The 22,917-nt window shown below is 32.1% G+C and carries 18 protein-coding genes and 1 pseudogene; 3 read left to right on the forward strand and 16 right to left on the reverse strand.

Annotation, left to right across the window (positions count from 1 at the left end; translation table 11 throughout):
* A pseudogene (locus tag RWN11_RS00790) lies at window positions 1-694 on the reverse strand (choline-binding protein); the annotation flags it as partial.
* A gap of 216 nt (window positions 695-910) precedes the next feature.
* On the opposite strand from RWN11_RS00790, the gene galE reads away from it, so the two are divergent.
* Window positions 911-1,933: a UDP-glucose 4-epimerase GalE gene (galE, locus tag RWN11_RS00795; RefSeq protein WP_294683680.1), complete on the forward strand. Its 1,023-nt coding sequence runs from the start codon at window positions 911-913 to the stop codon at window positions 1,931-1,933.
* A 360-nt stretch (window positions 1,934-2,293) separates the two neighbouring features.
* On the opposite strand, the gene RWN11_RS00800 is transcribed toward galE, so the two are convergent.
* The 9 genes from RWN11_RS00800 to RWN11_RS00840 all read right to left on the reverse strand — a co-directional run bounded on the left by RWN11_RS00800 (window position 2,294) and on the right by RWN11_RS00840 (window position 12,839).
* The gene (locus tag RWN11_RS00800) at window positions 2,294-2,980 is read right to left on the reverse strand and encodes a C39 family peptidase (protein WP_314159895.1); all 687 of its coding nucleotides are present in this window, start codon (window positions 2,978-2,980) and stop codon (window positions 2,294-2,296) included.
* A 230-nt stretch (window positions 2,981-3,210) separates the two neighbouring features.
* Complete coding sequence (locus RWN11_RS00805) at window positions 3,211-4,986, reverse strand: CHAP domain-containing protein (protein ID WP_314159896.1); 1,776 nt, start codon at window positions 4,984-4,986, stop codon at window positions 3,211-3,213.
* Window positions 4,987-5,154: 168 nt separating this feature from the next.
* Complete coding sequence (locus tag RWN11_RS00810; RefSeq protein WP_314159897.1) at window positions 5,155-6,156, reverse strand: glycosyltransferase family 2 protein; 1,002 nt, start codon at window positions 6,154-6,156, stop codon at window positions 5,155-5,157.
* Window positions 6,157-6,215: 59 nt separating this feature from the next.
* On the reverse strand, window positions 6,216-8,342 hold the full coding sequence (locus RWN11_RS00815) for a glucosaminidase domain-containing protein (protein WP_314159898.1): 2,127 nt from the start codon (window positions 8,340-8,342) through the stop codon (window positions 6,216-6,218).
* A gap of 160 nt (window positions 8,343-8,502) precedes the next feature.
* Window positions 8,503-9,198, reverse strand: coding sequence for a sugar phosphate nucleotidyltransferase (locus RWN11_RS00820; protein ID WP_314159899.1), 696 nt, complete (start codon window positions 9,196-9,198; stop codon window positions 8,503-8,505).
* Window positions 9,199-9,208: 10 nt separating this feature from the next.
* On the reverse strand, window positions 9,209-10,087 hold the full coding sequence (locus tag RWN11_RS00825) for a DMT family transporter (RefSeq protein ID WP_314159900.1): 879 nt from the start codon (window positions 10,085-10,087) through the stop codon (window positions 9,209-9,211).
* The gene (locus RWN11_RS00830; protein WP_314159901.1) at window positions 10,077-10,946 is read right to left on the reverse strand and encodes a phosphotransferase family protein; all 870 of its coding nucleotides are present in this window, start codon (window positions 10,944-10,946) and stop codon (window positions 10,077-10,079) included. The genes RWN11_RS00825 and RWN11_RS00830 overlap by 11 nt, the downstream gene beginning before the upstream one ends.
* Window positions 10,947-11,107: 161 nt before the next feature.
* A complete protein-coding gene (locus tag RWN11_RS00835; protein WP_314159902.1) occupies window positions 11,108-12,130 on the reverse strand; it encodes a ribitol-5-phosphate dehydrogenase in 1,023 nt (340 codons plus the stop codon).
* Between the two features lies 1 nt (window position 12,131).
* Window positions 12,132-12,839: a 2-C-methyl-D-erythritol 4-phosphate cytidylyltransferase gene (locus RWN11_RS00840; RefSeq protein ID WP_003144473.1), complete on the reverse strand. Its 708-nt coding sequence runs from the start codon at window positions 12,837-12,839 to the stop codon at window positions 12,132-12,134.
* Window positions 12,840-13,004: 165 nt separating this feature from the next.
* Here RWN11_RS00840 and RWN11_RS00845 point away from each other — a divergent pair, with 165 nt between their 5' ends.
* Window positions 13,005-14,486, forward strand: coding sequence for an oligosaccharide flippase family protein (locus RWN11_RS00845; RefSeq protein WP_314159903.1), 1,482 nt, complete (start codon window positions 13,005-13,007; stop codon window positions 14,484-14,486).
* Between the two features lie 13 nt (window positions 14,487-14,499).
* Window positions 14,500-15,975 carry an MBL fold metallo-hydrolase gene (locus RWN11_RS00850; protein WP_314159904.1) on the forward strand — a complete coding sequence of 492 codons (1,476 nt, stop codon included), beginning with the start codon at window positions 14,500-14,502 and terminating at the stop codon, window positions 15,973-15,975.
* Between the two features lie 2 nt (window positions 15,976-15,977).
* Here RWN11_RS00850 and RWN11_RS00855 read toward each other — a convergent pair whose 3' ends face one another.
* From RWN11_RS00855 to RWN11_RS00880, 6 genes are read right to left on the reverse strand one after another with little or no spacing between them, the layout of a single operon-like run.
* Window positions 15,978-16,970, reverse strand: a complete 993-nt coding sequence (locus RWN11_RS00855) for an acyltransferase family protein (protein WP_314159905.1) — start codon at window positions 16,968-16,970, stop codon at window positions 15,978-15,980.
* 22 nt (window positions 16,971-16,992) lie between these two features.
* The gene (locus RWN11_RS00860) at window positions 16,993-17,709 is read right to left on the reverse strand and encodes a LicD family protein (RefSeq protein WP_314159906.1); all 717 of its coding nucleotides are present in this window, start codon (window positions 17,707-17,709) and stop codon (window positions 16,993-16,995) included.
* A gap of 1 nt (window position 17,710) precedes the next feature.
* Window positions 17,711-19,867, reverse strand: a complete 2,157-nt coding sequence (locus RWN11_RS00865; RefSeq protein WP_314159907.1) for a LicD family protein — start codon at window positions 19,865-19,867, stop codon at window positions 17,711-17,713.
* 7 nt (window positions 19,868-19,874) lie between these two features.
* Window positions 19,875-20,837 (reverse strand): glycosyltransferase family 2 protein, encoded by a 963-nt coding sequence (locus RWN11_RS00870; protein WP_314159908.1) that lies wholly within the window; start codon window positions 20,835-20,837, stop codon window positions 19,875-19,877.
* Entirely contained in the window at window positions 20,821-21,666 is an 846-nt protein-coding gene (locus tag RWN11_RS00875) for a phosphorylcholine transferase LicD (protein ID WP_314159909.1), read from the reverse strand. Before RWN11_RS00875 ends, RWN11_RS00870 begins: the two co-directional genes overlap by 17 nt.
* Entirely contained in the window at window positions 21,659-22,876 is a 1,218-nt protein-coding gene (locus RWN11_RS00880; RefSeq protein WP_314159910.1) for a DegT/DnrJ/EryC1/StrS aminotransferase family protein, read from the reverse strand. The genes RWN11_RS00875 and RWN11_RS00880 overlap by 8 nt, the downstream gene beginning before the upstream one ends.
* Window positions 22,877-22,917 lie beyond the last annotated feature (41 nt).

A 22,917-nucleotide genomic window follows, 5' to 3' on the forward strand; every position in this document is an offset into this window, starting at 1 on the left:
GTTTCGGCGCTTCTTGTTTCTTAGCGTTTTTATCCCATGCACCATTTGCTCCTACATAGTAACGTCCGTTGTCTACCCAGGCATTTGTTGCCATTTTTCCATCAGCTCCCACCCAGTATGTGCTACCAATCCATTTGTTACGAGCTAATGTTCCATTTTCATAGTAGTACCAAGTATTTCCGTCTTTTACCCAACCTTGTTTTTTGACTTCAACTGGTTTTTGAGCTCCTTTCACCCATGCTCCATCTTTTCCTACATAGTAACGTCCGTTGTCTACCCATGCATTTGTTGCCATCTTACCATCAATTCCTAGCCAGTAATTTCCTATCCACGCACTTCTTACTAACTGACCTTGATTATAGTAGTACCATGTTCCTGAACTTTGTACCCAACCTTGTTTTTTTACTTCTGGTTTTTTAGCATTTTTCACCCATGCTCCATTACCATCTACATAGTATCGTCCATTATCCACCCATGCGTTTGTCACCATTTTTCCATCTGCACCTAACCAATAGTTTCCAGCCCAGGCGTTTCTTGTCAATACTCCATTTTGATTGTAGAAGTACCAAGTATTTCCACTCTTAACCCATCCTTGAGCTGCCAAAGCATCGTTACTCACTACAGCATTAATCGCAATCGGTGTAGCTAATACCGTCAACATTCCTAATCCTAGTTTTAATTTATTTTTCTTCATAAATAATTCCTCTCAAATTCTTTAAAAATAATTTTTATTTACATAAATACATATTTTACTATTTTATTATAAATTTAATATTATTTCAAAGAATTACCCTATCTGTAATATAAACTTAATATTCCTCACATATTTATTGACACTCTACCTTACTTCCTATAAAATGAATATATAAAATTATAGGAAGGACTCGTTTTAAAACGAGAAAATTACACTATGACTGAAAAGATACTAGTAACTGGTGGAGCTGGATTTATCGGGTCTCACACTTGTATAGAATTATTAAACAATGGAAATGAAGTAGTTGTTGTTGACAACTTATATAATGCAAACAAAAAAAGTTTAGAAGTAGTAGAAAGAGTTACAGGAAAAAAAGTAACATTCTACGAAGCTGATATTCGTGATGAAGCTAAATTAGACGAAATCTTTGAAAAAGAAGGAAATATTTTTGGAGTTATTCACTTCGCCGGATTAAAAGCTGTAGGTGAATCTTGCCAATTACCTTTAAAATACTACGATAACAACGTAGCCGGAACTACAACACTATGCCGCGTTATGGAAAAACACAACTGTAAGAACATCATCTTCAGTTCTTCAGCTACAGTATACGGAGATCCTCACGCATTACCAATTAAAGAAGATTTCCCATTATCTGTAACTAACCCATACGGACGTACTAAACTGATTTTAGAAGAGATTTTAGGAGATGTTTATGCTGCTGATAATGAATGGAACGTTGTATTACTTCGTTACTTCAACCCTATCGGTGCACACGAATGTGGAGATATCGGAGAAGATCCAACAGGAATTCCTAATAACCTACTTCCATACGTAATGCAAGTAGCTGTTGGTAAATTAGAAAAAGTTAATGTCTTCGGTGATGACTTCGATACACATGATGGTACTGGAGTTCGCGACTATATCCACGTAGTAGACTTAGCTCGTGGTCACGTAGCTGCCCTTAAAAAACTTGAAAAAGGTAGTGGATTAACCAAATACAACTTAGGAACAGGAGTAGGATACTCTGTACTAGATATTATTAAGAGTGCTTCAGCTGCTGTTGGTCGTGACCTACCTTACGTTATCGCACCACGTCGTGCGGGAGATATCGCTGCATGTTACGCAGATGCTTCAAAAGCTAAAGAAGAACTTGGTTGGGAAGCACAGTACGATGTAAAACGCATGTGTGAAGACTCTTGGAGATGGCAAAGTAAACATCCAAACGGATTCGCTGACTAAGACCTATTAATAAATATTATAAAAATATTCGGAGTTGGATTTTTTCCAACTCCGAATTTATTACCTAACCAAGTATATTAGACAGCCTACATATAAAATGATAAAGAGTGAATTGAAAATCGTGATTTCGGAGAAATCACTTTTGTTGAGTCATCTCTGTAGAGCTTACTAGATATCTAAAAATCTTTTACAAAATGAATTTATATATCAATAAATCACTGTATCTATAAGTTTTCTATAAACTTTTTAAAAAATTTGAAACTTTAGGATTAACTCCGAATTCGTTATATAATCAGATTAATTAAACCATCAAAATCACAAGAAAAAAGCAAGGCTGTGAATTCCTTCACAATCTTGCTTTTATTTATATACCACCATAAATGGACCACCTGCAGAATTATCTTCAAGTTCCATACTACGTTGATTCCAAATATCATCAACATTGTACCATTTATTCGTTCTTTCTGGATTATCTGGATCTATCGCAAGAGTTTTATCATTTTGATAACCACTTAGAACTATCGCATGCGTGCTATATCCTTTTACAAAAATTCCATGGCCTACAGCACCATAAACAATATTTCCATTTTGTAACGCTGTTTTTAGATCATCTTTAGAATTAACAACACGATAGTTGCAACCCCAATGCTCAATAGCCGCTACGGCTCCAAGACTAGACGTCCCCGTGAACAGCGTATTCATCTCCATAGAGGTATCATAGATATAATCCGCAACTTGAACGGGTGTAACATTCTCTTTTAGACCAGAGATAATCATAGATAACGATGTAGGCACGCAACCTGTAGTCTTCATATTAGAGATTCCATATCTCTTAGAACTCCATCTCGCATCCGCTTGATAATATTGCGGAAGTTTTACAGGTTTTACGAAATCTTTTGATTTTTCATCATAAAAATGACTTATACTGTCTTCATTAAAGAAATATTCCCATTTACCTTGCTGATCTTTTATCCAATCTGCTTTAGCATTATTAAAACTTGTTAACAATAAACTTCCTACGAGAATCATACTTATTCTTCTTTTCATAAACCTGTCACCTCCTTAATAACTAATTAATTCACCTTAAATTATACTATCTATAAACAATAAAAACAAATAAGAGAGACTTAAAAATCATAATTTCACAAAAATAAATTTTATTAAGTTTCCCTTCATGAACTAAAGATATTCAAATCTATCTGAGAGATATACTTGAATATCTTTAATCTTCTTTATACTTTAACTTCTGAGAACTTTACATTTTTAAATACTAAATTTTAGTACGCTGGTCTTGCATAACCTTTAATGTAGCTAGAATTCCAATTATATGTTTTTCTATTTACTTTTGTTTTAGCAGTACTTCCTGCATATAACGACGAGTTACCTTCAATAGTAGTGATTACACCATTATTTACTGATTCAACGATACCGATGTGGTCTGCCCAACCTCCACCGTCCCAGTCAAATGTAACGATATCTCCTACTTTAGGTTGAGTTCTTCCTTTCCAGATACCTTTTTTCTCCATGATACCGATATGACGTTGAACACCACATTCTCTACCGATAAGATCGCTTAGACCTGCTTGTTGATATACTGTTGTAACAAAGATATCACACCAATCATCTTGATAGTTAGCTGTATATCCAACTGGTTTTGGATCTACAGAGTTATATGCATCGACAATTTTCTTGTGTTCTCTTGAACCAGTTTCAACACCTAAGTAACTACGAGCTATATCAAGAACTCTATTTAAATTAGTATTATTTGTTGGATTTTGAACCCAAGCTCCATCACTTCCAACGAAATAACGATTGTTATCTACCCATGAGTTTGTAGCCATTTTACCATCAGAGCCTAACCAATAATTACCTGCCCAAGCATTTTTCACCATCTGTCCTTGCGCATTAAAGTAGTACCATGTACTTCCACTCTTAACCCAACCAGTGTGTTTACCTGTTGGAATTGGATCTTCTTTTTTCTTATCTTTTTCCCATGCACCATTGCTTCCTACATAGTAGCGGTTATTATCTACCCAGGCATTTGTAACCATCTTACCATCAGAGCCTAGCCAGTAGTTCCCTGTCCATTTATTACGAGCTAATGTACCGTCTTCATTGTAGTAATACCAAACGTTGTTTTCTTTTTTCCAACCACGTTTTTTCTCTTCTTTTTTCTTATCTTTCTCCCAAACTCCATTAGCTCCTACGTAATAACGATCATTATCTACCCATGAGTTTGTAACCATTTTACCATCAGTGCCCAACCAGTAACTTCCTACCCAAGCATTTTTTACCATTTGTCCTTGGTGATAATAGTACCATGAGTTACCTTCTTTTTTCCAACCCTGTTTTTTCTCTTCTTGTTTCTTAGCATTCTTATCCCAAGAACCATCAGCACCTACATAGTAACGATCATTATCTACCCATGTATTTGTAGCCATCTTACCATCAGAGCCTAACCAGTAGTTTCCTTGCCAAGCATTTCTCACCATAATTCCTTGGTTATAGTAATACCAAGTATTACCTTCTTTTACCCAACCATTTTTCTTCTCAACTGGTTTTGGAGCTTCTTGTTTCTTAGCATTTTTATCCCAAACTCCATTAGCACCCACATAGTAACGTCCTCCGTCTACCCATGTATTTGTTGCCATTTTGCCATCAGAGCCTAACCAATAACTTCCAATCCAAGCGTTTCTAACTATATTCCCTTGATAATAATAGTACCATGCTGAACCATTTTGAACCCAGCCTTGCTTCTTAACTTCAGCAGGTTTTTGAGCTCCTTTCACCCAAGCGCCATTACTTCCTACATAATAGCGACCATTGTCTACCCAAGCATCTGTCACCATCTTACCGTCAGCACCTAGCCAATAATTTCCTGCCCAGGCATTTCTTACTAATTGCCCTTGATTATTGAAAAAGAACCATGATGAACCACCTTGCACCCATCCTTGAGCTGCGTGCACTTCAGTACCAGCTACCGTATTTACTGCGATTGGCGTAGCTAATACAGTTAGCACTCCTAATCCGAATTTTAATCTATTTTTTTTCATAATAAATTCCTGCTCCTTACTCCTATTTTTATACACTCATGCATTTTCTATTATACCACTAAGCTAACCCATGCGATATTACAAGTTAGTTACAAATATAGGAGTGACTCAAAAATCGTTATTTCGCAGAAATCAATTTTGTCAAATCACCTCATTAAATTCCATATTCTATTTTTTATAATATTCCTTCTTCCACTTAAATCCTTTAACTAATCCTACTAAAGTCCCCACTCCGTAGCTGAAGTGTACTAAGAATAGTAAAATTGGAATTAACAACATCGTTGCGTTGAACTTATTGTTAATAATAGTCATCAATGTAACGAGAATTGTGAATATGCCATAAGCAATCACAAGAAGTACTGCGAATAACTTCGTCAATGGTAACATCAATAAACTAAAGATTATTCCTAAAACAAATACAAGAGGAACAAAGTGGAAGATAGAGAAAGCCTTTGGATAAACATGACTCACTTTCCCAATCCAATAACCGTTTGAATATTTTTGTTTTAACATTCTATTTACTGTCGGTCTAGTATATTGATACGATAATATATCATTGCTATAACGAATCCTATAACCATTTTTTCTAATTCGATAATGCAGTTCATTATCCTCAACGCGACCTACTTTTTCATCCAGTAAGCCAACCTTATCAAATATTTCCTTTTTGTACATACCTTGAAAAACTGAACTTACATATTGTTTAGAAGTCTGTTTACGATAATTCGCTATACCACTACCAAACATATTCTCCTCGACCAACAATAATGTCTTACTTAGATTATCTTCATTCTCGATAATATTTGGACGTGGTCCCCCGCAAACATCTTCTCCACTCTCAATAACTTTAACATTATTCTCAATAAAATTCTCAGTAATATGCGAATGGCAATCTACTTTAAGGATACATCTGCCTCTTGCAGCTTTTATACCTACATTCATACCAGCTGACAATATTACCTTAGGATTTTTTAACAATACTACATCGTAAAAATCATGATTACTAGCTTTAAAGTTTTCCAATATTTCCCAACTTTTATCTTTTGACATTCCATCTATAAATATTAATTCTATCTTGCTGTGATCATATGTCTGATTCTTAAAGTCTTCTATCAATCTTGGTAAAAACTTTTCCTCGTTTAAAAGTCCGATTACAACCGAAACTAACATAATTATCTCCTTTATCAAAAAGGAAGCTAGATTAAAATACTAACCTAGCCCTTCCTTTCTTATCTATCTTTTCTTCCTAATTTTTCATTAGCACTGAACATTATACTCGCGATAGACTCACCCCAATATGGTGCAGTCGCGTAGTTAACATTCATACCACCTGCTTTATTTCCTAGATATGCTCCATTCGCAGGATATCCAGAATTATGTAGATATCTTTCATTAATCCAACGAGCTGCTCCCATTATACCACTATCTACATTATCAAACTTAGTCGCAGAAGTGTATGGACTATCATCATATGCAGAAATACCGAAGAAGTTATTCTTATCTTTAGCAATTTTGCTTCTTCCCCATGCACTTTCTAAAGCACTGTGCGCTACCAGGTATAAAGCATTAACTCCGTATCTTTGTTCAGCAGCCTTAAATGTAGCTCCTTTACCTGCTAACTTACTATCACTTGCTCCCATTATATTATACAATCTATTAATATCAGTCGCTGTATAGTTAGTTCTAGATTTTAAATTAGAAAATTGGAATGGATGATCTAGTTTGAATGTTCCAAAGTTAATTCCATCTGCAGAGTAATAAGATTTACCAACTTGCATATTAGCATTATGATGAGCAACCATTACTTTAGTATACGGTGAATATCTGTGATACACATACGTTCCATCACTTACATAATCCGGAATAAAAGTATTACTAGAATCAATCGCAGTTACTTGGCTAGCATTAACATAACCTGTAAGTCCCGCGACTTGAACAGGAATTCTTCCGTTCGCAGTCGATCTATTATCTCTAAATAATACTGTATCTTTAGAAACATGAGATAAAATACGACCATTCGCATCATATACAGGAATGTATAATGACGTTACTTTGTAATAACTTGAATAGTTAACTCCATGACCTGCGTTTTTCACCCAGGCCCCATTTCCATCTACATAATAACGACCATTATCTACCCATGCATTAGTCGCCATCTTACCATCGGCTCCTAACCAGTAATTCCCTGCCCATTTATTACGAGCTAATGTACCATTTTCATAGTAGTACCAAGTGTTTTCTTCTTTTACCCAGCCGTTCTTTTTAACCACTGCTTTTTCTTCAGGTTTCTTAGCATTTTTATCCCATAGACCATTAGCCCCTACATAATAGCGATTATTATCCACCCATGAACTTGTCGCCATCTTACCATCAGCTCCTAGCCAGTAACCTCCAATCCAGGCATTCTTAACAATTTGACCTTGATAGAAATAATACCAAGTAGTCCCTTCTTTCACCCAGCCGTGTTTTTTAGCTTCTGGTTTCTTTGCATCTTTTACCCATACACCATTAGAGTCTACATAGTAACGACCATTATCTACCCATGAACTCGTCGCCATCTTACCATCGGCTCCTAGCCAATATTTTCCGCTAATCCATTTATTTCTAGCTAATGCTCCATTTTCATAGTAATACCATGCGCTCTCTTCTTTTATCCAACCGTGTTTCTTCTCTACTGGTTTTTGCGCATTTCTTACCCAGACTCCATTACCATCTACGTAATAACGACCATTATCTACCCATGAACTTGTCGCCATCTTACCATCTGCACCTAGCCAATATTTTCCGCTGATCCATTTGTTTCTAGCTAATGCCCCATTTTCGTAGTAATACCATGCGCTTCCTTCTTTTATCCAGCCGTGTTTCTTCTCTACTGGTTTTTGCGCATTTCTTACCCAGACTCCATTGCCATCTACGTAATAACGACCATTATCTACCCATGAACTTGTTGCCATTCTTCCATCGGCTCCTAGCCAGTAGCTTCCTATCCAAGCATTCCTAACTATATTTCCCTGGTGATAATAGTTCCATGCTGAGCCATTTTGTACCCAGCCTTGCTTCTTGACTTCAGCTTGTCTATGGGCACCTTTCACCCATGCACCATTACCATCTACATAATATCGACCATTATCTACCCAAGAATTAGTAGCCATCTTACCATCGGCTCCTAGCCAATAGTTTCCTGCCCAAGTATTTCTAGCTAATGTTCCATTTTGATTATAAAAGTACCAAGTATTTCCACTTTTAACCCAGCCTTGTGCTGCTAAAGCGTCGCTACTAGCTACTGCATTTACAGCTATTGGTGTAGCTAATACTGTTAATACTCCTAATCCTAATTTTAATTTATTTCTTCCCATTTTTCATTATCCTCTTTACTCATTATTTTGCACTGATAATTATACCATATTTAAGCTATTTTTAGGGTTACAATTAGATTATTTTTTATTACATCTATATTACAAAAAAGCAAGAAATATTATTACTTAATACCTTACCAAAAGAAAAAAAGAATGGAGATTATCTCTCACACTCTTCTTTTAGTATTTCTTCTAATTTATTATAATCTTTAACACTATCAATTTCATAGATACTATTCGGTTCTAATTCTTCTACATAAACATCTAGTTTCTCAATATTATCTTTAACCATATTATCCCAGTACAAGTTCATGAACTCATTACTTTCATAGGCTTTATCGATAAAACTTACGATTTTCTCTGCAGTTTTCTTATCCCAGAAAGATACCCCGCTAAGGATTCTTCCTGCTTTACTGTCCACGATAATATCTTGTACTTTATAATCATCACCGTAGATTAAGAACCATTCATTCTCACAATCTTCACGGTAAACACTGAAATATGTCGAACGATCAATATCAGTTCTAAACATATTTTTGAATAAATAGTTATCTGCATCGATTACGTAGCTATCCGCCAATTTTTCCTTAACTAAGTATAATGAGTAAAAATTGTTATACTCAGCGTATTTATCGTTAAACACTAACTCTACATTATACTTTTCTTTTAAATAATCGAATTGTTCATGTAAATATCCAACAACAACGATTATTTCATCTATTCCTTTTTCTTTTAAAAATTCAATTTGATATTCCACAAGCGGCTTATCTTTAACCTTTATTAAAGCCTTGGGAGTATTATCTGTCATCGGTCTAAGACGCGTTCCTAAACCCGCAGCTAATATAATTGCTTTCATTATCTATTTGTTACTCCTCTCTAACAATAACATAAACACCTAGTATGATAATAATAGATGTAACTACTAATTGTAAATTCACCTCTAATGCGACAAAAATCATCGAGAATAATATCGTCCAAACAACATAACTAACATTTAGTCCTGTTGCCTTAGCTGGTTCTAATTTATTAATCGCCATATAATATAAAATATACGATACCATATTACTAACTACGAAGAAGACGATAAGTCCGCCGAATTTCACATCAAGACTCGTTTCAATTCCTAGTCCATTGAATGATATTATTACTAAATACGCTAAAAATGATGTCACCTGACGGATTAATAAAGTCTCTAGCTCATTAAGATTATTTTTCATAGCATATGAACTAAGAACACTCTCACTACCCCATGCAACTGCACAAATCAATGCAAACATAAATCCAAGATAAAATGATTCAACCTGTTCACTCTTATAGCTTTGGATAAAAATACCAACAATAATAAGCGCTATTCCTAATAGTGTTTTCGATGAGACTTTATTTTTTAAAAATATCACAGCCAGTATCACCGACACAGCTGGATAAATCGCTGTAATCGAAGATGTCAACCCACTTCCTATATACTTCACCGCATATAGATTACATTGCATCCCAATAGGTCCCGCAAGAAGCGCACCTACAATAACACTAACACTTTTTATATTCGTAAAAATCTTTAAATTAATTGTTTTATACTTAACTAAAATAATCGCCAATAAAACAAAAATACTAATAAAATCATGGATTACAGCAACCGCAAAAGGCGATATATTATACAGTGAAAATATACACGCACTAATCGCAAGCCCAAGCCCCCAGAACATACCAGATAAAAGTCCAGCTGAAATTCCTACTTTATTTTTCATAACTTTCTACATACTCCTTTAAATTCTTAACCGCTCTTAGGTATCTATCTTTACCATAAGTTCCAAAATCTGCACCCTGTTCTTCTTTATAAATCGTCCATAGACTCCACAAGAAGTCCTGTAATATTTTATAAATCATAATCTTAGCTACGCTAACTGGAGTATCTTCACTAAAGTACGCTTTAAAGAATTCCCCTTCCTCGGCTTTTCTAAAGTTAGACTCCAAGAACAACGCCGCCAAATCCCACATCGGATCATTCATCGCAGAATATTCCCAATCAATAAGATAAATACGCCCATTCTCATCTTCAATGAAATTCTCCGGCACAAGATCGATATGACAAGATTTTTTATCGACACCAATATCTTCTAGATGATTTTGTAGAGAAAATACCTTCTCCCTTATCTTCTCATAATAAGGATAATTGATATTACCTTCAATCAGATTTTCATATTTTCTTATCTCATCGAAGACTCTAAATTCACCTTCAAGAACCTTCCCAGAGCTATGTACTTTTTTTAGAATATTCGCAACTTCTTCTTTCTTCGCTTTTAAATAATGCGCATCAAAAGTCGTTGCATTCTCAATATATTCATTTACCTTTATTCCAGATTCAATATCAAAGATATAGTTTTTTACATCTAAACCTAAATCAGCAAGATTCGCAAGATTATTTTTCTCCGCAACCCTATTGATTAGCTTATCAGTTCCTTTACCAAAGAACTTAACTATATACTTGTTACTCGTAGTTTCCACTAGATAGTTACTATTCGTCATACCACCTAGCTTTTCAACTTTTACTACTTCCTCAGATTCAGTAAGTAGCTTTTCTATTTTAGTTTTTATTAGTTGTTTCAATGTAAAGCCTCTTTTCTACATTACAATATTACTTACCATTATAACATAAAATGTGATAATTCATAGAAATAATATTACTTATTTTAATATTACAAGATAGAAAGGTGACTCAGAAAACCACCTTAATAGTTTCATGAATCACCTAAATTATTTTTATTCTATTATATCTCCCACTTAAAGACTGTCTTAAATGCAGTATTTAAATCAGTCATAAACACCCTATGAATGTCTTTAATATTTCTCACAGGTTGCTCAAGTTCAATAATATTCTTAAATCTTCTTTCGAATTTCTTATTACTCAGCATCTCGATAGCTTTTTCAAAGTCGATTCTACCAGAACGTGATGAACCTATTAGCATTAGTCCTTTTTCTAAGATATCACGTGTATTGATATTTACCTTATATTCACTAACTCCCATAAGTACCAAACTTCCTTGTGGTTTGATGTACTTGATTAAGTCATTTATCGCGTATCCACTACCATCTCCACCACAACATTCTACACCATGATCAAAAGTTAAGTTTTCAGGAATATCATCAGTAATGTATCTTTCTTTTGCAAAACTGAATAGTTCTAGTTTCTCCCAGTGGCGACCTATTACGATTATCTCACACTCTGGTAGAGTGTAGTTTATTATGTTTGCCATAACATAAGCTAGGCTTCCATCACCGATTATCGCTATTCTTTCTTTTTTACTATGTGAGTTCTTTAAGAATCTGTCCATTGCGTGCATACCAACACTTATGAACTCTGTAATAGCCGCAACAGAATCTTCTACACCATCATAAGCTACCACTCTATCTTTAGGCAGAGTTACGAATTCTCTCATGAATCCATCAAAACCACTTGATAGGAAGTGTGTTCCTGGCATGTAGTTTTCATAGAATTCTTCGTCACTTTGTCTTGGTGGTTGGTTAGGTATCATTACTACCTTTTGTCCTACTTTATATGTCCCTGTTGGATCTGCAATTACTATTCCTGCACATTCATGAATAAGTGCCATAGGCAGTTTTTTAGCTAGTACCTTAGGATCTCTTTTCCCTTGGTAGTATCTTTGGTCTGCGTGACATAGTGCCATATAGTTTGGACGGATGATGATTTTATCACCATCGTTTATATTCTCTTCATTGTATTTTACATTAATAAATTTCGGTTTAATTAATTGATATATTTGATTTATCATATTATTCGTCCTCTAGCATACTCTTAGCTATCTTAAGGTCGGTTACTGTAGTTATTTTGATATTTGAGTATTCTCCCTTAGCTAGTGCTACTTTTTTCCCTTTTATAACGAATATCTTACATGCATCTGTAAGTATTTGTTTTTCCTCTTTGTCTAATGAGTTATATAGATTTAAGAAATCTAAACATTTGAAGCTTTGAGGTGTTTGACCTTGGTAGTAGTGTGCTCTGTTTGGAATGTTTGAAATATATTCTCCGTTAGTGCTCTCTACGATTGTATCTACTGCTTCCACTACAGTATCTACTGCATCACTCTCTTTAGCTAGACGTATGTTGTCTTTAATGATTCTAAGTGTGATGAATGGGCGAACTGAATCGTGAGTAACGATAATATCTTCGTCAGTTAACGGTTTGTATTCATTAATTCTGTTTATGATATTTTCAATCGTTGTATTTCTATCAACACCACCAGGTGTAATAATGATTCTATCAGCAAAGGCTGAAACATATTGTTCAACTAAGTCTTCAGCATGAGATACCCAATCTTCATGAACACCGACTACGATTTTTTCGATTTCAGGTTCTAATAAGAACTTCTCAATTGTGTGAATAAGTATTGGTTTCTTACCTAATTCTAGGAATTGTTTTGGCATATTACTTATTCCCATTCTAGTTCCTGTTCCACCAGCTAATATTCCTGCGTATATCATTTTCTTCTCCTTTTAAATACTATTTTTTAATATATTATCTACTTTATTATATCATAGAGAATCAATAAACTTCAAAAATCTTCTATCTTAAACTTATAATTTTCAGCTAATAAATTAAAAATATGATATAATGTAAAATAGAATTTTAGAAAGGATTTCCTTTAAATGAAAAACATAAAAGTCAATGCATTAGCAAGTTTAATGGTTAACATACTGAACATAGTTTTCCCATTAATCACTAATCCTTATCTGACTAGGATACTTAGTAAATCAAACTACAGTTATTTCAACACAGCAAATACATGGGCTAGTTTTGTCGTTCCTATAGCAGCTTTCGGTATTTATAACTACGGAATTAGATCAATAAGTAAAGTTAAAGATGATAAAAATAAAATTAATTACGTATTTTCAAAATTATTTTACATATCAGTAATTACTTCGATTACTGTAACGGCCTTATATTTTATATTTATTAGCGTAGGGGAATATGAAACTGAAAATCTAAAAACATTATATTATATACTTGGAATTCAAGCACTATTTCAGTTTTTAAATATTGAATGGATGAATGAAGCATACGAAAACTACACATTTATTCTTTACAAAACTTTATTTATTAGAATCGCAATGTTAGTATCAATCTTCGCATTTATAAAAACAGAAGATGATATTATACCTTATGCAATCATAATGAGTGCTACTACAATCTTAAACTATCTACTAAGTTTCTTATGGATAAAAAGAGAAGTTTCATTTGTTAAAATAGAATTGAAAGAATTATTATCATCTAGTAAAGCACTTACTGTTATGCTATTATTAACTGATGCCAATATGCTTTATACTCTACTTGATAGAATGTTTATTACGAAGAGCCCTGATACGAACTATATTTCATACTATACTATATCTTTCAACATAGTTATGCTTATAGCCAGTGTGCTTAGTGGAGCTCTAAGTGTTAGTTTACCAAGACTGGGATATTATTTAGGAAAAAAAGATTATAATTCATACGAAAACCTAATCAACCAAGGTTCTTCTCTTTTCTTTTTCCTAATGATGCCGACTAGTATAGGAATAATGATTCTAGGAACATATGCAACTGTTATCTATTCATCAGATAAATATTTAGAGGCAGGAATAGTAACAAGTATATTTGCGATTAGAACTATTATTTGGGCTATTGAGATGATACTAGGAAAGCAAATTATATTTATCAATGATTTCGAAAATAAATTGACTTCATTTTACTTTATCGGTGGTGGATTAAATGTAGTGTTAAATTCAACATTATACTTCTGTAATATTTTTAAACCAGAATACTATATTGGAACAACAATACTTGCAGAAGGATTAGTAGTATTGCTAGAAATACAGTTCATTAAAAAACATAAGCTAATAAACTTATCAGCTGTATTTTCTTCGCTTTACAAATACCTTGTAGTATCACTTGGTTTTATTCCAATATACTTCATTACAAAATTCGTATTCCACGTTAATTCTTATGAAATCACATTAAACATGCTTATTATGGTCTGCACAGTTATAGCAATCTGTGGCATTTATTATCTAGCTATCCTAACAATACTAAAAGATTCAACAATGAACTATGCGATAAATATGGTAAAAAGTAAAATCAATAAAAACTAATAAAGGAGTACTTATGAAAATCTTAAAAACACTTATAATAATCGTATTAGTATCTATGATTTTTCTTCCAACAGTACATGCAAAGTCTGATGATAAACTACATATTATAACTGTTGCCGAATGGTCTGACGCGATGATATTAGAAAGTAACGGGCACTATGCAATGATTGATACTGGAGAAGATTTTTCATATCCAGATGGTTCAAATCCACGATATCCCGATAGAGAAGGTATAACAAAAGATAGAGATAAAATCACACAAGATAGATTATTTGCCCACATTAAACAATTAGGTATTAAAAAATTTGATTTCATCATTATTACACATGCCCACTCTGATCATATCGGCTCTGCACACGATGTTTTGAAAACTATTCCTACGGATAAACTTTATATAAAAAAATATAGTGACGATAGAATTTCTGATAAAACAAGACTTTGGGATAATTTATATGGATATGAGAGAGCATTAGAAGCAGCAAAAGAAACTAAGACTACTGTAATTCAAGACATTACTGAAAAAGATTCACACCTAATGCTAGGGGATATAAAAATTGACTTATTAAATTATGAAAATGAATACGAGAGTGATGGTTCATTAAAAAAAGTATATGACGATAATTTAAATTCAATTCTAGCAATAGTAAACATAAACAATACTAAGATTTTCTTAGGTGGGGATTTAGAAAATACTGAAAGACACCTTGAAGAAAAATATGGCCCATTAATTGGTCAAGTAGATGTTATGAAATTTAATCATCATGTAGAAACAACAAAATCAAATACAAAAGAATTTGTGGATAAACTTAATCCTAAAAAGATTATTAAAACTGGTATTAGACCTGTAGAAGAAAAATATGCTGAATATCTAAAACAAAAAAATATCAGCATTATAAATGCTGGTCAACTAGACAGAGCAGCGATTTCTTTAGAGTTCAATAATGGGGAAGTAAAAGATATTTCTAATGATTATCCTCACTATGGATTCTATAATGAGAACAATACATTAAAATTTAAAAACTGGAAAAATAAAGCCCCAAAAGATGGATGGACACAACATAACGACAATTGGTATTACTTCTTTAATTCTGGAACTGTCGCTGTTGATTGGAAATATCTTGATAATAACTGGTACTATTTTAATAATGATGGTTCTCTAAGAACAGGTATTGTGGAAGATAATAACAACCTTTACTATATCGACAAAAACAAAGGTATGTTGACAAACTCTTGGAAAGAAATTGATTCAAACACAAAATACTATTTCAAAAAAGATGGTAAAGCCGCAAAAAATGAATGGGAAAACCTCTATCATTTTGGAACAGATGGGACACCAAGTAAAAATAAATGGATTGGTTTCCTTCATACAAATAATGATGGACGACTTAGTCTTTCTGATTATAGAAACTATCCACTTTCAATTGTGCTAATAGCAATAATCATATATATAGAATATAAAATAAAAAATAGAAAGCATCGTGGTTATTAAAATCACGATGCTTTCCTATTTAAAAATATTTGTTCTCTTATCTGTTTTATTGGGGAGTTAAAAATATTATGAGATAGTACGATACTCAATAACACTGCAATTAATAGAAACACTAGTTTCCCACTAACTCCATAATTAAATACATTAGAGATGTTAAATACTTTATTCAAAATATAATATATATGCATATGCCAAAAATATACATTTATAGAATTTTTCCCCATGTCTGTAATTAAGAACATCCTTCGATTAGGCATCAACATTATAAGAGCAAAGCACATTCCAAAAGATATGGTATAGCTAGCTAATCTTGCTAATGGAGCGTAACTCATTATCTGAGGGAAGAATGGATTTCTTCCTGTGAATAAATATCTTAATCGATAAAAAATATCCAATTCATAAATACACAATCCTAACCAAATTACTACGATAAATCCAGCCAAGAACTTATATTTAGAATTTTTATCTTTAAGACCCACTATATCAAAGTTTTGTAATAATACCCCACTTAAAAAGAAGGGAAAGAATATTATTATTCTTGATAGATATAGAAAATCACCTATTCCTGGATCATATCCTACAAAGCAAGCTAGGACTATCGAAAACACTAAAATATATTCCTTATTTTGTTTCTCAATTATTTTTAAAATTACCATATATGCTGCCAAAGCAAACATAAACCATGAAATCCCACCATCTGATAATAATAAAAATTCAACTTTTATAGTCCCTAGTAATCTTTCCACAACCGCTGAAACTATCTTGTAAGCAAAACCAATACTCATAAAAAATATCGCTTTACTTGTAATATCTTTATTTTTAAACATCAGTCCTGATATAAAAATAAAAAGTGGTATATGAAATGAATAAATAAATAAAAATATACTATCATATATATTAGATACATCGGTAAATTGATCCGCAAAGTGCCCAATAACCACACAAGTTACAAGGAAAAATTTTAAATTGTCCCATAATGCTATCCTATTTCCCATAATACTTTCTCCTAGATTTAGTTTACTTATCTTTTCTCAACACAACCTCTGCTAACTCTGCATTCCCGCTCTTATAAATCGGATTTTCTTTCCAATTATAGTTAGTATTAGGAGTTTTAAAATCTTCTCCATATAAAGTTCTTAAATACTCCTCAGTGTTAGTCGGAACCTTTACTTTTAGATTTTTAAAATCACATTCTTTTAAACCAAAGAATGGAATTTCATAGTGGTAAACCTCATATCTAGTAGGATTTCCTAATGCATTTGTCATGAAAAATATTGTATCAGAAGATACTTTATCTTCTTCCTTTTTATAGATAATAAAATCTACATTAAGGCCTTTATAACTGTAAGATACCTCAACTAAATCTTTATCAAAATAAAACTCTTTTGTTCGTTTAAAATCATTTTCAGAAAGATATTTTTCTATAACTTCAAATTCTTCTAGACTTGAAACTTGAATTCCGAAATCCATGTCTAAATCATGGCTAATAAAATCATTTTCTCGATAAAATCCCAATAACGTTCCAAAATCTAACCAAATATTATAATCCTTCAAATCAGAACTATAAACAGTACTCAGAATTTCCTCAAAGTTTTCTTTTAACAAACTACTTCTTTTAGAATCTAATTCAATATTAGCTTTTTCATTTAATTTTTTTATTAGAGGAAGATTTTTAACCACATCCTTCTTATCACCTAAAAAACTGGCTAAACTCCTCTTAAGCCATTGCAACATACTAGTTCTCCTTCTTAATATACGCTACAAAATCATCATGCTGTATTCTTTTTTCTAATGGTGGAATCTCTATATAGTCCGAACCATAAATTGTAGTTAAAATATGATCATAATCTTTTGGTATATTATATACTCTATCCTCAAATTTACATTCAACTACTTCATCTAAAGCCTTAGCATCTATCTTAGTACTGTATTTTTTAGATTCCATTAAATAATCTATATACTCACCATTACCAGGTACTTTAGAAAAATCATTTAATTTCTTGTTCCATGTTTTTACTCTCGTTAATCTGAACACCACTAACATTAGATAACGAATAATATTCTTAATACCCGCTTCTTTATTTCTTATTCCATATAAAGTGTATACAGATAGTCTACGATACATATCTAGTTTTGTGATTTCTTTATTTACATCTTTATAGTCATCAAAGGGAAAAACATCTACGCAGATACCTAATTCTATATCATTTTGTATGTAGTTATTTTCATAAACAGTTCTACTATCATAGACTCTATAAAATGGATAAGGGTATCTAGAATCATTTTCCCAAGAAACAACCTTGTAAATACTATTATTATCTTCTAAAATTGCTTGGTATAATTTATCATATTCAGTTCTCTTTAAAGCAATATCCAAATCATCGTCCCATGGAATAAATCCTTTATGCCTAACTGCACCCAACAAACTTCCATAAGCTAATGAATAATTAATACCTTTTTCTTTACAAATATTATGAATATAATCCATAACTCCTAATTCTACTTCTTTAATTTCATCAATATCTAATTTTTTAAAATTACTTTTATCTGTACTCACTATAGAATAGAAATAACCTGCCATTAAGAATAAGATGATACCTAATAATGAAATTCCATAAAATGTAGAACTTAAGAATAGATTAGACACTAAAATCACCATCAATATCATAATCATTGATAATAAATCTTTATTTACTAAATCTTCTTTTTTATCTCTAAATATTCGTTTTATCATTGATATGAAAAATGATAATACAAATATTCCCATCAAGATAAAGCCTACAATTCCATTATAAAATAGAATTTCTAAATATCCATTATGAGTAAGATAATGCTCTTTTATTATATACTCATCTGGATTCGTCTTTTTACCTATTTCATACCAGTTTCCACCTGAATAACCAAAGATAGGTTTTTTAGGTACAAAAGATGCCGTAGATTTCCAAATTGCAAATCTATTATTAGAAATATTTTCTTCACTTGTATCTGTTCTTTCAAGAGAAAGATTGTTATCTTCATTTTCTAACTTTTTATCCTGAGCCTCTAATCTTTCTTTATTGTAATGTAAATATTGTTCACTAATGAAATTAACTGCTTTATAACTGAATAATACAACTACTATCGCCAATACTACTTTAAATAGTGACCTGATATTTTCTCTTTGATAAAACATCACTATTGAATATATAACAGCAGCTATCATCATACAGATAAACGCAGTTCTTGAACCTGATAATACTATATAAATAAAATTCAATACAATAGCTAATATACTTATATTTTTATATATTTTTATAAAGTTATCGATTTTTGTAATTAAAAATATAATTACAATTAGCGAAATTAATGATAGAAAGTTTGGGCTTGCCAAAATACCAAATAATCTAGACTCTACAAACCCTTGTCTAATATACAACCCTTTATAGTCATGTACTCTATAGCCTTTCAATAATACGAATTGAATTAATGAAACTAATACTCCAAAAGTATTAAGTAGAGTAACTACATAAAAAAAGTAATCATATATTTTTTTACTCTCTTCTCTAGTTACTCCCGTAAATATAGGAAATACCGTTAAGAAGTAAATATAAAATACTAATGCATTTTTTATATTTGTAGAATAACCATAAGATATCACTAGAATGCTGGTAATTATATTAAAAGCAAAAAATAGTAATAGGTACTCTATTGTTTTTATCTTTAGATAAACTTTCTTAATAACTAAGTTATACGTTGCTAAAAGAATTCCAAGTAATGTCATCCCCCCTGCAACTACTTTGTTAGCTGAAATAAATTGTAGTGGCACTATTAGACCACACATACAATAAATAGCAACTATTAAAATAAATGCCAGATTTATTTTAAAATAATTTTTTTCTATCAGTTTTAACATACTCTAATTAATATCCTCTCTTCTCTATTATTTTTCTATATAGATTTCTATTCAATAATAAGGCAACAAATCCAATTTTTCTACCTTTTGTAAATAATGAATCTGTTAAAATACTCTTACTATGATCTTTTAAATACGATATTAACTTATTTTCTAATTTTTTATCATTATAATCTTTATCTAACAATAGCCTATCTAATACATAAAAATACGCCCAATTCATCCTCATCTGAGCTACCTCTTTTAATTCAGGATATTTCTCTAAAATAATCTCTTTATTCTGTTCATAAGCTTCTATTACATTTAAAAACTTAAGTGAAAATTTTTGGGTAGTAATGCTATTTTCTCTATGGACATAGTAATATTTTTTCTCATTAGTTGCTACTATTTTATTGCACTTATCTAATAACTTTATCATAATAAATGCATCTTCAGCGATTTTCCCAATTTCAAATTTGAACTCTGAAAATAAACTCTTTTTATATAATTTATTAACAGCTGTTACAGATAATATCTTAGCTTCCATAACCATTTTAATAGCTTCTTGAGGACTAAGCTCCCATGTTTTCTTTTCAGTTACTTGAGCCTCAGGAAGATTATGATAGACATCATAATGTCCACACATGGATAAATCTGCGTTTGCAGCTTTTAGATTATTTATCAGCATTTCATACATATCTTCATCTATGTAATCGTCACTATCTATAAATCCGATTAACTCGGCTTCAGCTTCAGCTATACCAACATTCCGCGCATCAGACAAACCACCATTTTTCTTATGAATAACCCTTATTCTATCATCTTTCTTTGCGAGCTCGTCACAAAGTTGTCCACTGTTATCAGTAGATCCATCATTGACTAAAATAATTTCTAAGTTTTTATAAGTTTGATTGATTATTGAAGCAACACAACGCTCTAAGTATTGCTCTACATTGTATACCGGTACTATTACACTAATTTTTTCGTCCATAATATTCCCCTTTATACTTAAGATAACTATTTTCCATATCCGCTATAACTACATCATGATGTGGTACTTGTTTTTCTTTTGGTGGAGGTGTCATATAGTCACCAAATGCTGTTTTTAGATAAATATCATACCCCACTGGTATTGGCATTTTAGTATTTTCAAAATCTATAAAGATATTATCCTCAAATGCTTCAATTGGATATTTTTTCTTCATATATCCAGGCCCTGTACAAAGTTCTGTTATACCATCACTTTCTTCAAGTGTGTATTTCATCATTTCTTTTTCAGCTTTTTTCCAGATTTTATAACGTAATTTACTTGTCGTTAAACTCAATAACATAGAACTAATATATTTAACTAATTTACCATGTTTTTCTGGAATAGTCTGCGCACAGAATAGTGAGTAAATCAATGCCCAACGAATTTGTTTTTTTCTATCCGCTTCATTTTTAGGATAATAATCCAAAGGAATAACATCTAAAGCTAAACCATGTGGTATATCTAGATCTTGTTGATATGGTTTTATACATGTTGTTTCTCTATCACGAATCGTGATAAATAAGTTTCTATCAACGAAGTTACTATCACTTTTTGATAAGAAATATTGTTCTTTAGCATACTTTCTCCAAAGTTCTGGAAGTTTTTCATAGTCTTTTCTAGGCATGAAAAAATCTAAATCATCATCCCAAGGGATAAATCCTTTATTTCTCAGTCCACCAATAGCTCCACCACCACAAAGATAACAAAGTAAGTCATGTTCACGACAAAATTCTACAAAATATTCAGCCATCTCTAAGCTTTTATTTTGTATTTCTTTTAAACTACTCACCTACTACCTCCTCAACTATTTCCTTGAAGTTTTCAATAATAACAGCTACATCTTCATCACTAAGTCTAGTGTGTAAAGGTAATGTTATTTCTTTTACATAGTAATTATATGCGTTAGGATAGTTTTCAATATCAAATCCTAAGTTTTTATACGCAGTTAATAACGGTAATGGTTTATAGTGAACATTACAGCTAATTCCACGCTCTGCCATTTTAACAATTATCTCACCACGTTGTTCAAATGTAGCACCTTCAACATGAGTAATATAAAGGTGTCCACAAGATTTATAATAGTCTGAACTGTGACTTAGGCCTTTAATTTTTGTTCCTTCAAAACCTTTATTGTACTTACTAATAATGTTATCACGACGTTCTAAAAGTTTTGGATAACGATCTAGTTGAACTAATCCAATAGATGCTGCGATATCAGTTAAATTACATTTATATCCAGGAATAACAATATCATACTCCCAAGATCCTGCTTTTGTTTTAGCTAAAGCATCTTTTGTTTGACCGTGAAGAGAATATATTTGATATTCTCTATATAACTCTTCGTTATCAAAGTTTTCATTTTGTTTCCATGTTACACTTCCACCTTCAGCAGTAGTGAAGTTCTTTACAGCATGGAATGAAAATGTCGTAAAGTCAGCTACAGAACCAATTTTCTCACCTTTATACATACTTCCTAAAGCATGCGCGCCATCAGCTACTACAGCCACTCTACCAAGCTTTTCTTGATATTCACTATTGGCTTTGAATAAGTGTTTCTTACTCTCCACTACCTCAAAGATTTTATCGTAATCACATGGTATCCCTGCTAAATCAACTGGAATAACAGCTTTTGTATTCTCAGTAATAGCATCAGCTAAAGCGTCGTAGTCCATCTCATGGCTATCTTCAGCAATATCAACAATAACAGCCTTCGCTCCGACATGATAAATCACACTACAAGAAGCTGTGTATGTCATCGCAGGAACGATAACTTCATCACCTTCACCAATACCTAGAACACGTAATGTTAATTCTAACGCTGCAGTTGCTGAATTAAGACAAACAGTTTTCGGTGTATTAGTAAATTCAGATAATCTTCTTTCTAATTCTTTTGTCTTCGGTCCAGTTGTAATCCAACCTGATTTCAAAGTATCTATTACTTCATTTATTTCTTCTTCACTAATATCCGGTGGAGAAAATGGTATATTATATTTTTTCATCTCAAACTCCTAATTATTAAAATTCTACTTAAAAGTATCTT

Source organism: uncultured Gemella sp. (assembly GCF_963519265.1).
In the GTDB taxonomy this organism is placed as follows: Bacteria; Bacillota; Bacilli; order Staphylococcales; family Gemellaceae; genus Gemella.

Coding starts and splice junctions, on each gene's coding strand:
- galE (WP_294683680.1), top strand. CDS start 911: ATGACTGAAAAGATACTAGTAACTGGTGGAGCTGGATTTATCGGGTCT.
- RWN11_RS00800 (WP_314159895.1), bottom strand. CDS start 2,980: ATGAAAAGAAGAATAAGTATGATTCTCGTAGGAAGTTTATTGTTAACA.
- RWN11_RS00805 (WP_314159896.1), bottom strand. CDS start 4,986: ATGAAAAAAAATAGATTAAAATTCGGATTAGGAGTGCTAACTGTATTA.
- RWN11_RS00810 (WP_314159897.1), bottom strand. CDS start 6,156: ATGTTAGTTTCGGTTGTAATCGGACTTTTAAACGAGGAAAAGTTTTTA.
- RWN11_RS00815 (WP_314159898.1), bottom strand. CDS start 8,342: ATGGGAAGAAATAAATTAAAATTAGGATTAGGAGTATTAACAGTATTA.
- RWN11_RS00820 (WP_314159899.1), bottom strand. CDS start 9,198: ATGAAAGCAATTATATTAGCTGCGGGTTTAGGAACGCGTCTTAGACCG.
- RWN11_RS00825 (WP_314159900.1), bottom strand. CDS start 10,087: ATGAAAAATAAAGTAGGAATTTCAGCTGGACTTTTATCTGGTATGTTC.
- RWN11_RS00835 (WP_314159902.1), bottom strand. CDS start 12,130: ATGATAAATCAAATATATCAATTAATTAAACCGAAATTTATTAATGTA.
- RWN11_RS00840 (WP_003144473.1), bottom strand. CDS start 12,839: ATGATATACGCAGGAATATTAGCTGGTGGAACAGGAACTAGAATGGGA.
- RWN11_RS00845 (WP_314159903.1), top strand. CDS start 13,005: ATGAAAAACATAAAAGTCAATGCATTAGCAAGTTTAATGGTTAACATA.
- RWN11_RS00850 (WP_314159904.1), top strand. CDS start 14,500: ATGAAAATCTTAAAAACACTTATAATAATCGTATTAGTATCTATGATT.
- RWN11_RS00855 (WP_314159905.1), bottom strand. CDS start 16,970: ATGGGAAATAGGATAGCATTATGGGACAATTTAAAATTTTTCCTTGTA.
- RWN11_RS00860 (WP_314159906.1), bottom strand. CDS start 17,709: ATGTTGCAATGGCTTAAGAGGAGTTTAGCCAGTTTTTTAGGTGATAAG.
- RWN11_RS00865 (WP_314159907.1), bottom strand. CDS start 19,867: ATGTTAAAACTGATAGAAAAAAATTATTTTAAAATAAATCTGGCATTT.
- RWN11_RS00870 (WP_314159908.1), bottom strand. CDS start 20,837: ATGGACGAAAAAATTAGTGTAATAGTACCGGTATACAATGTAGAGCAA.
- RWN11_RS00880 (WP_314159910.1), bottom strand. CDS start 22,876: ATGAAAAAATATAATATACCATTTTCTCCACCGGATATTAGTGAAGAA.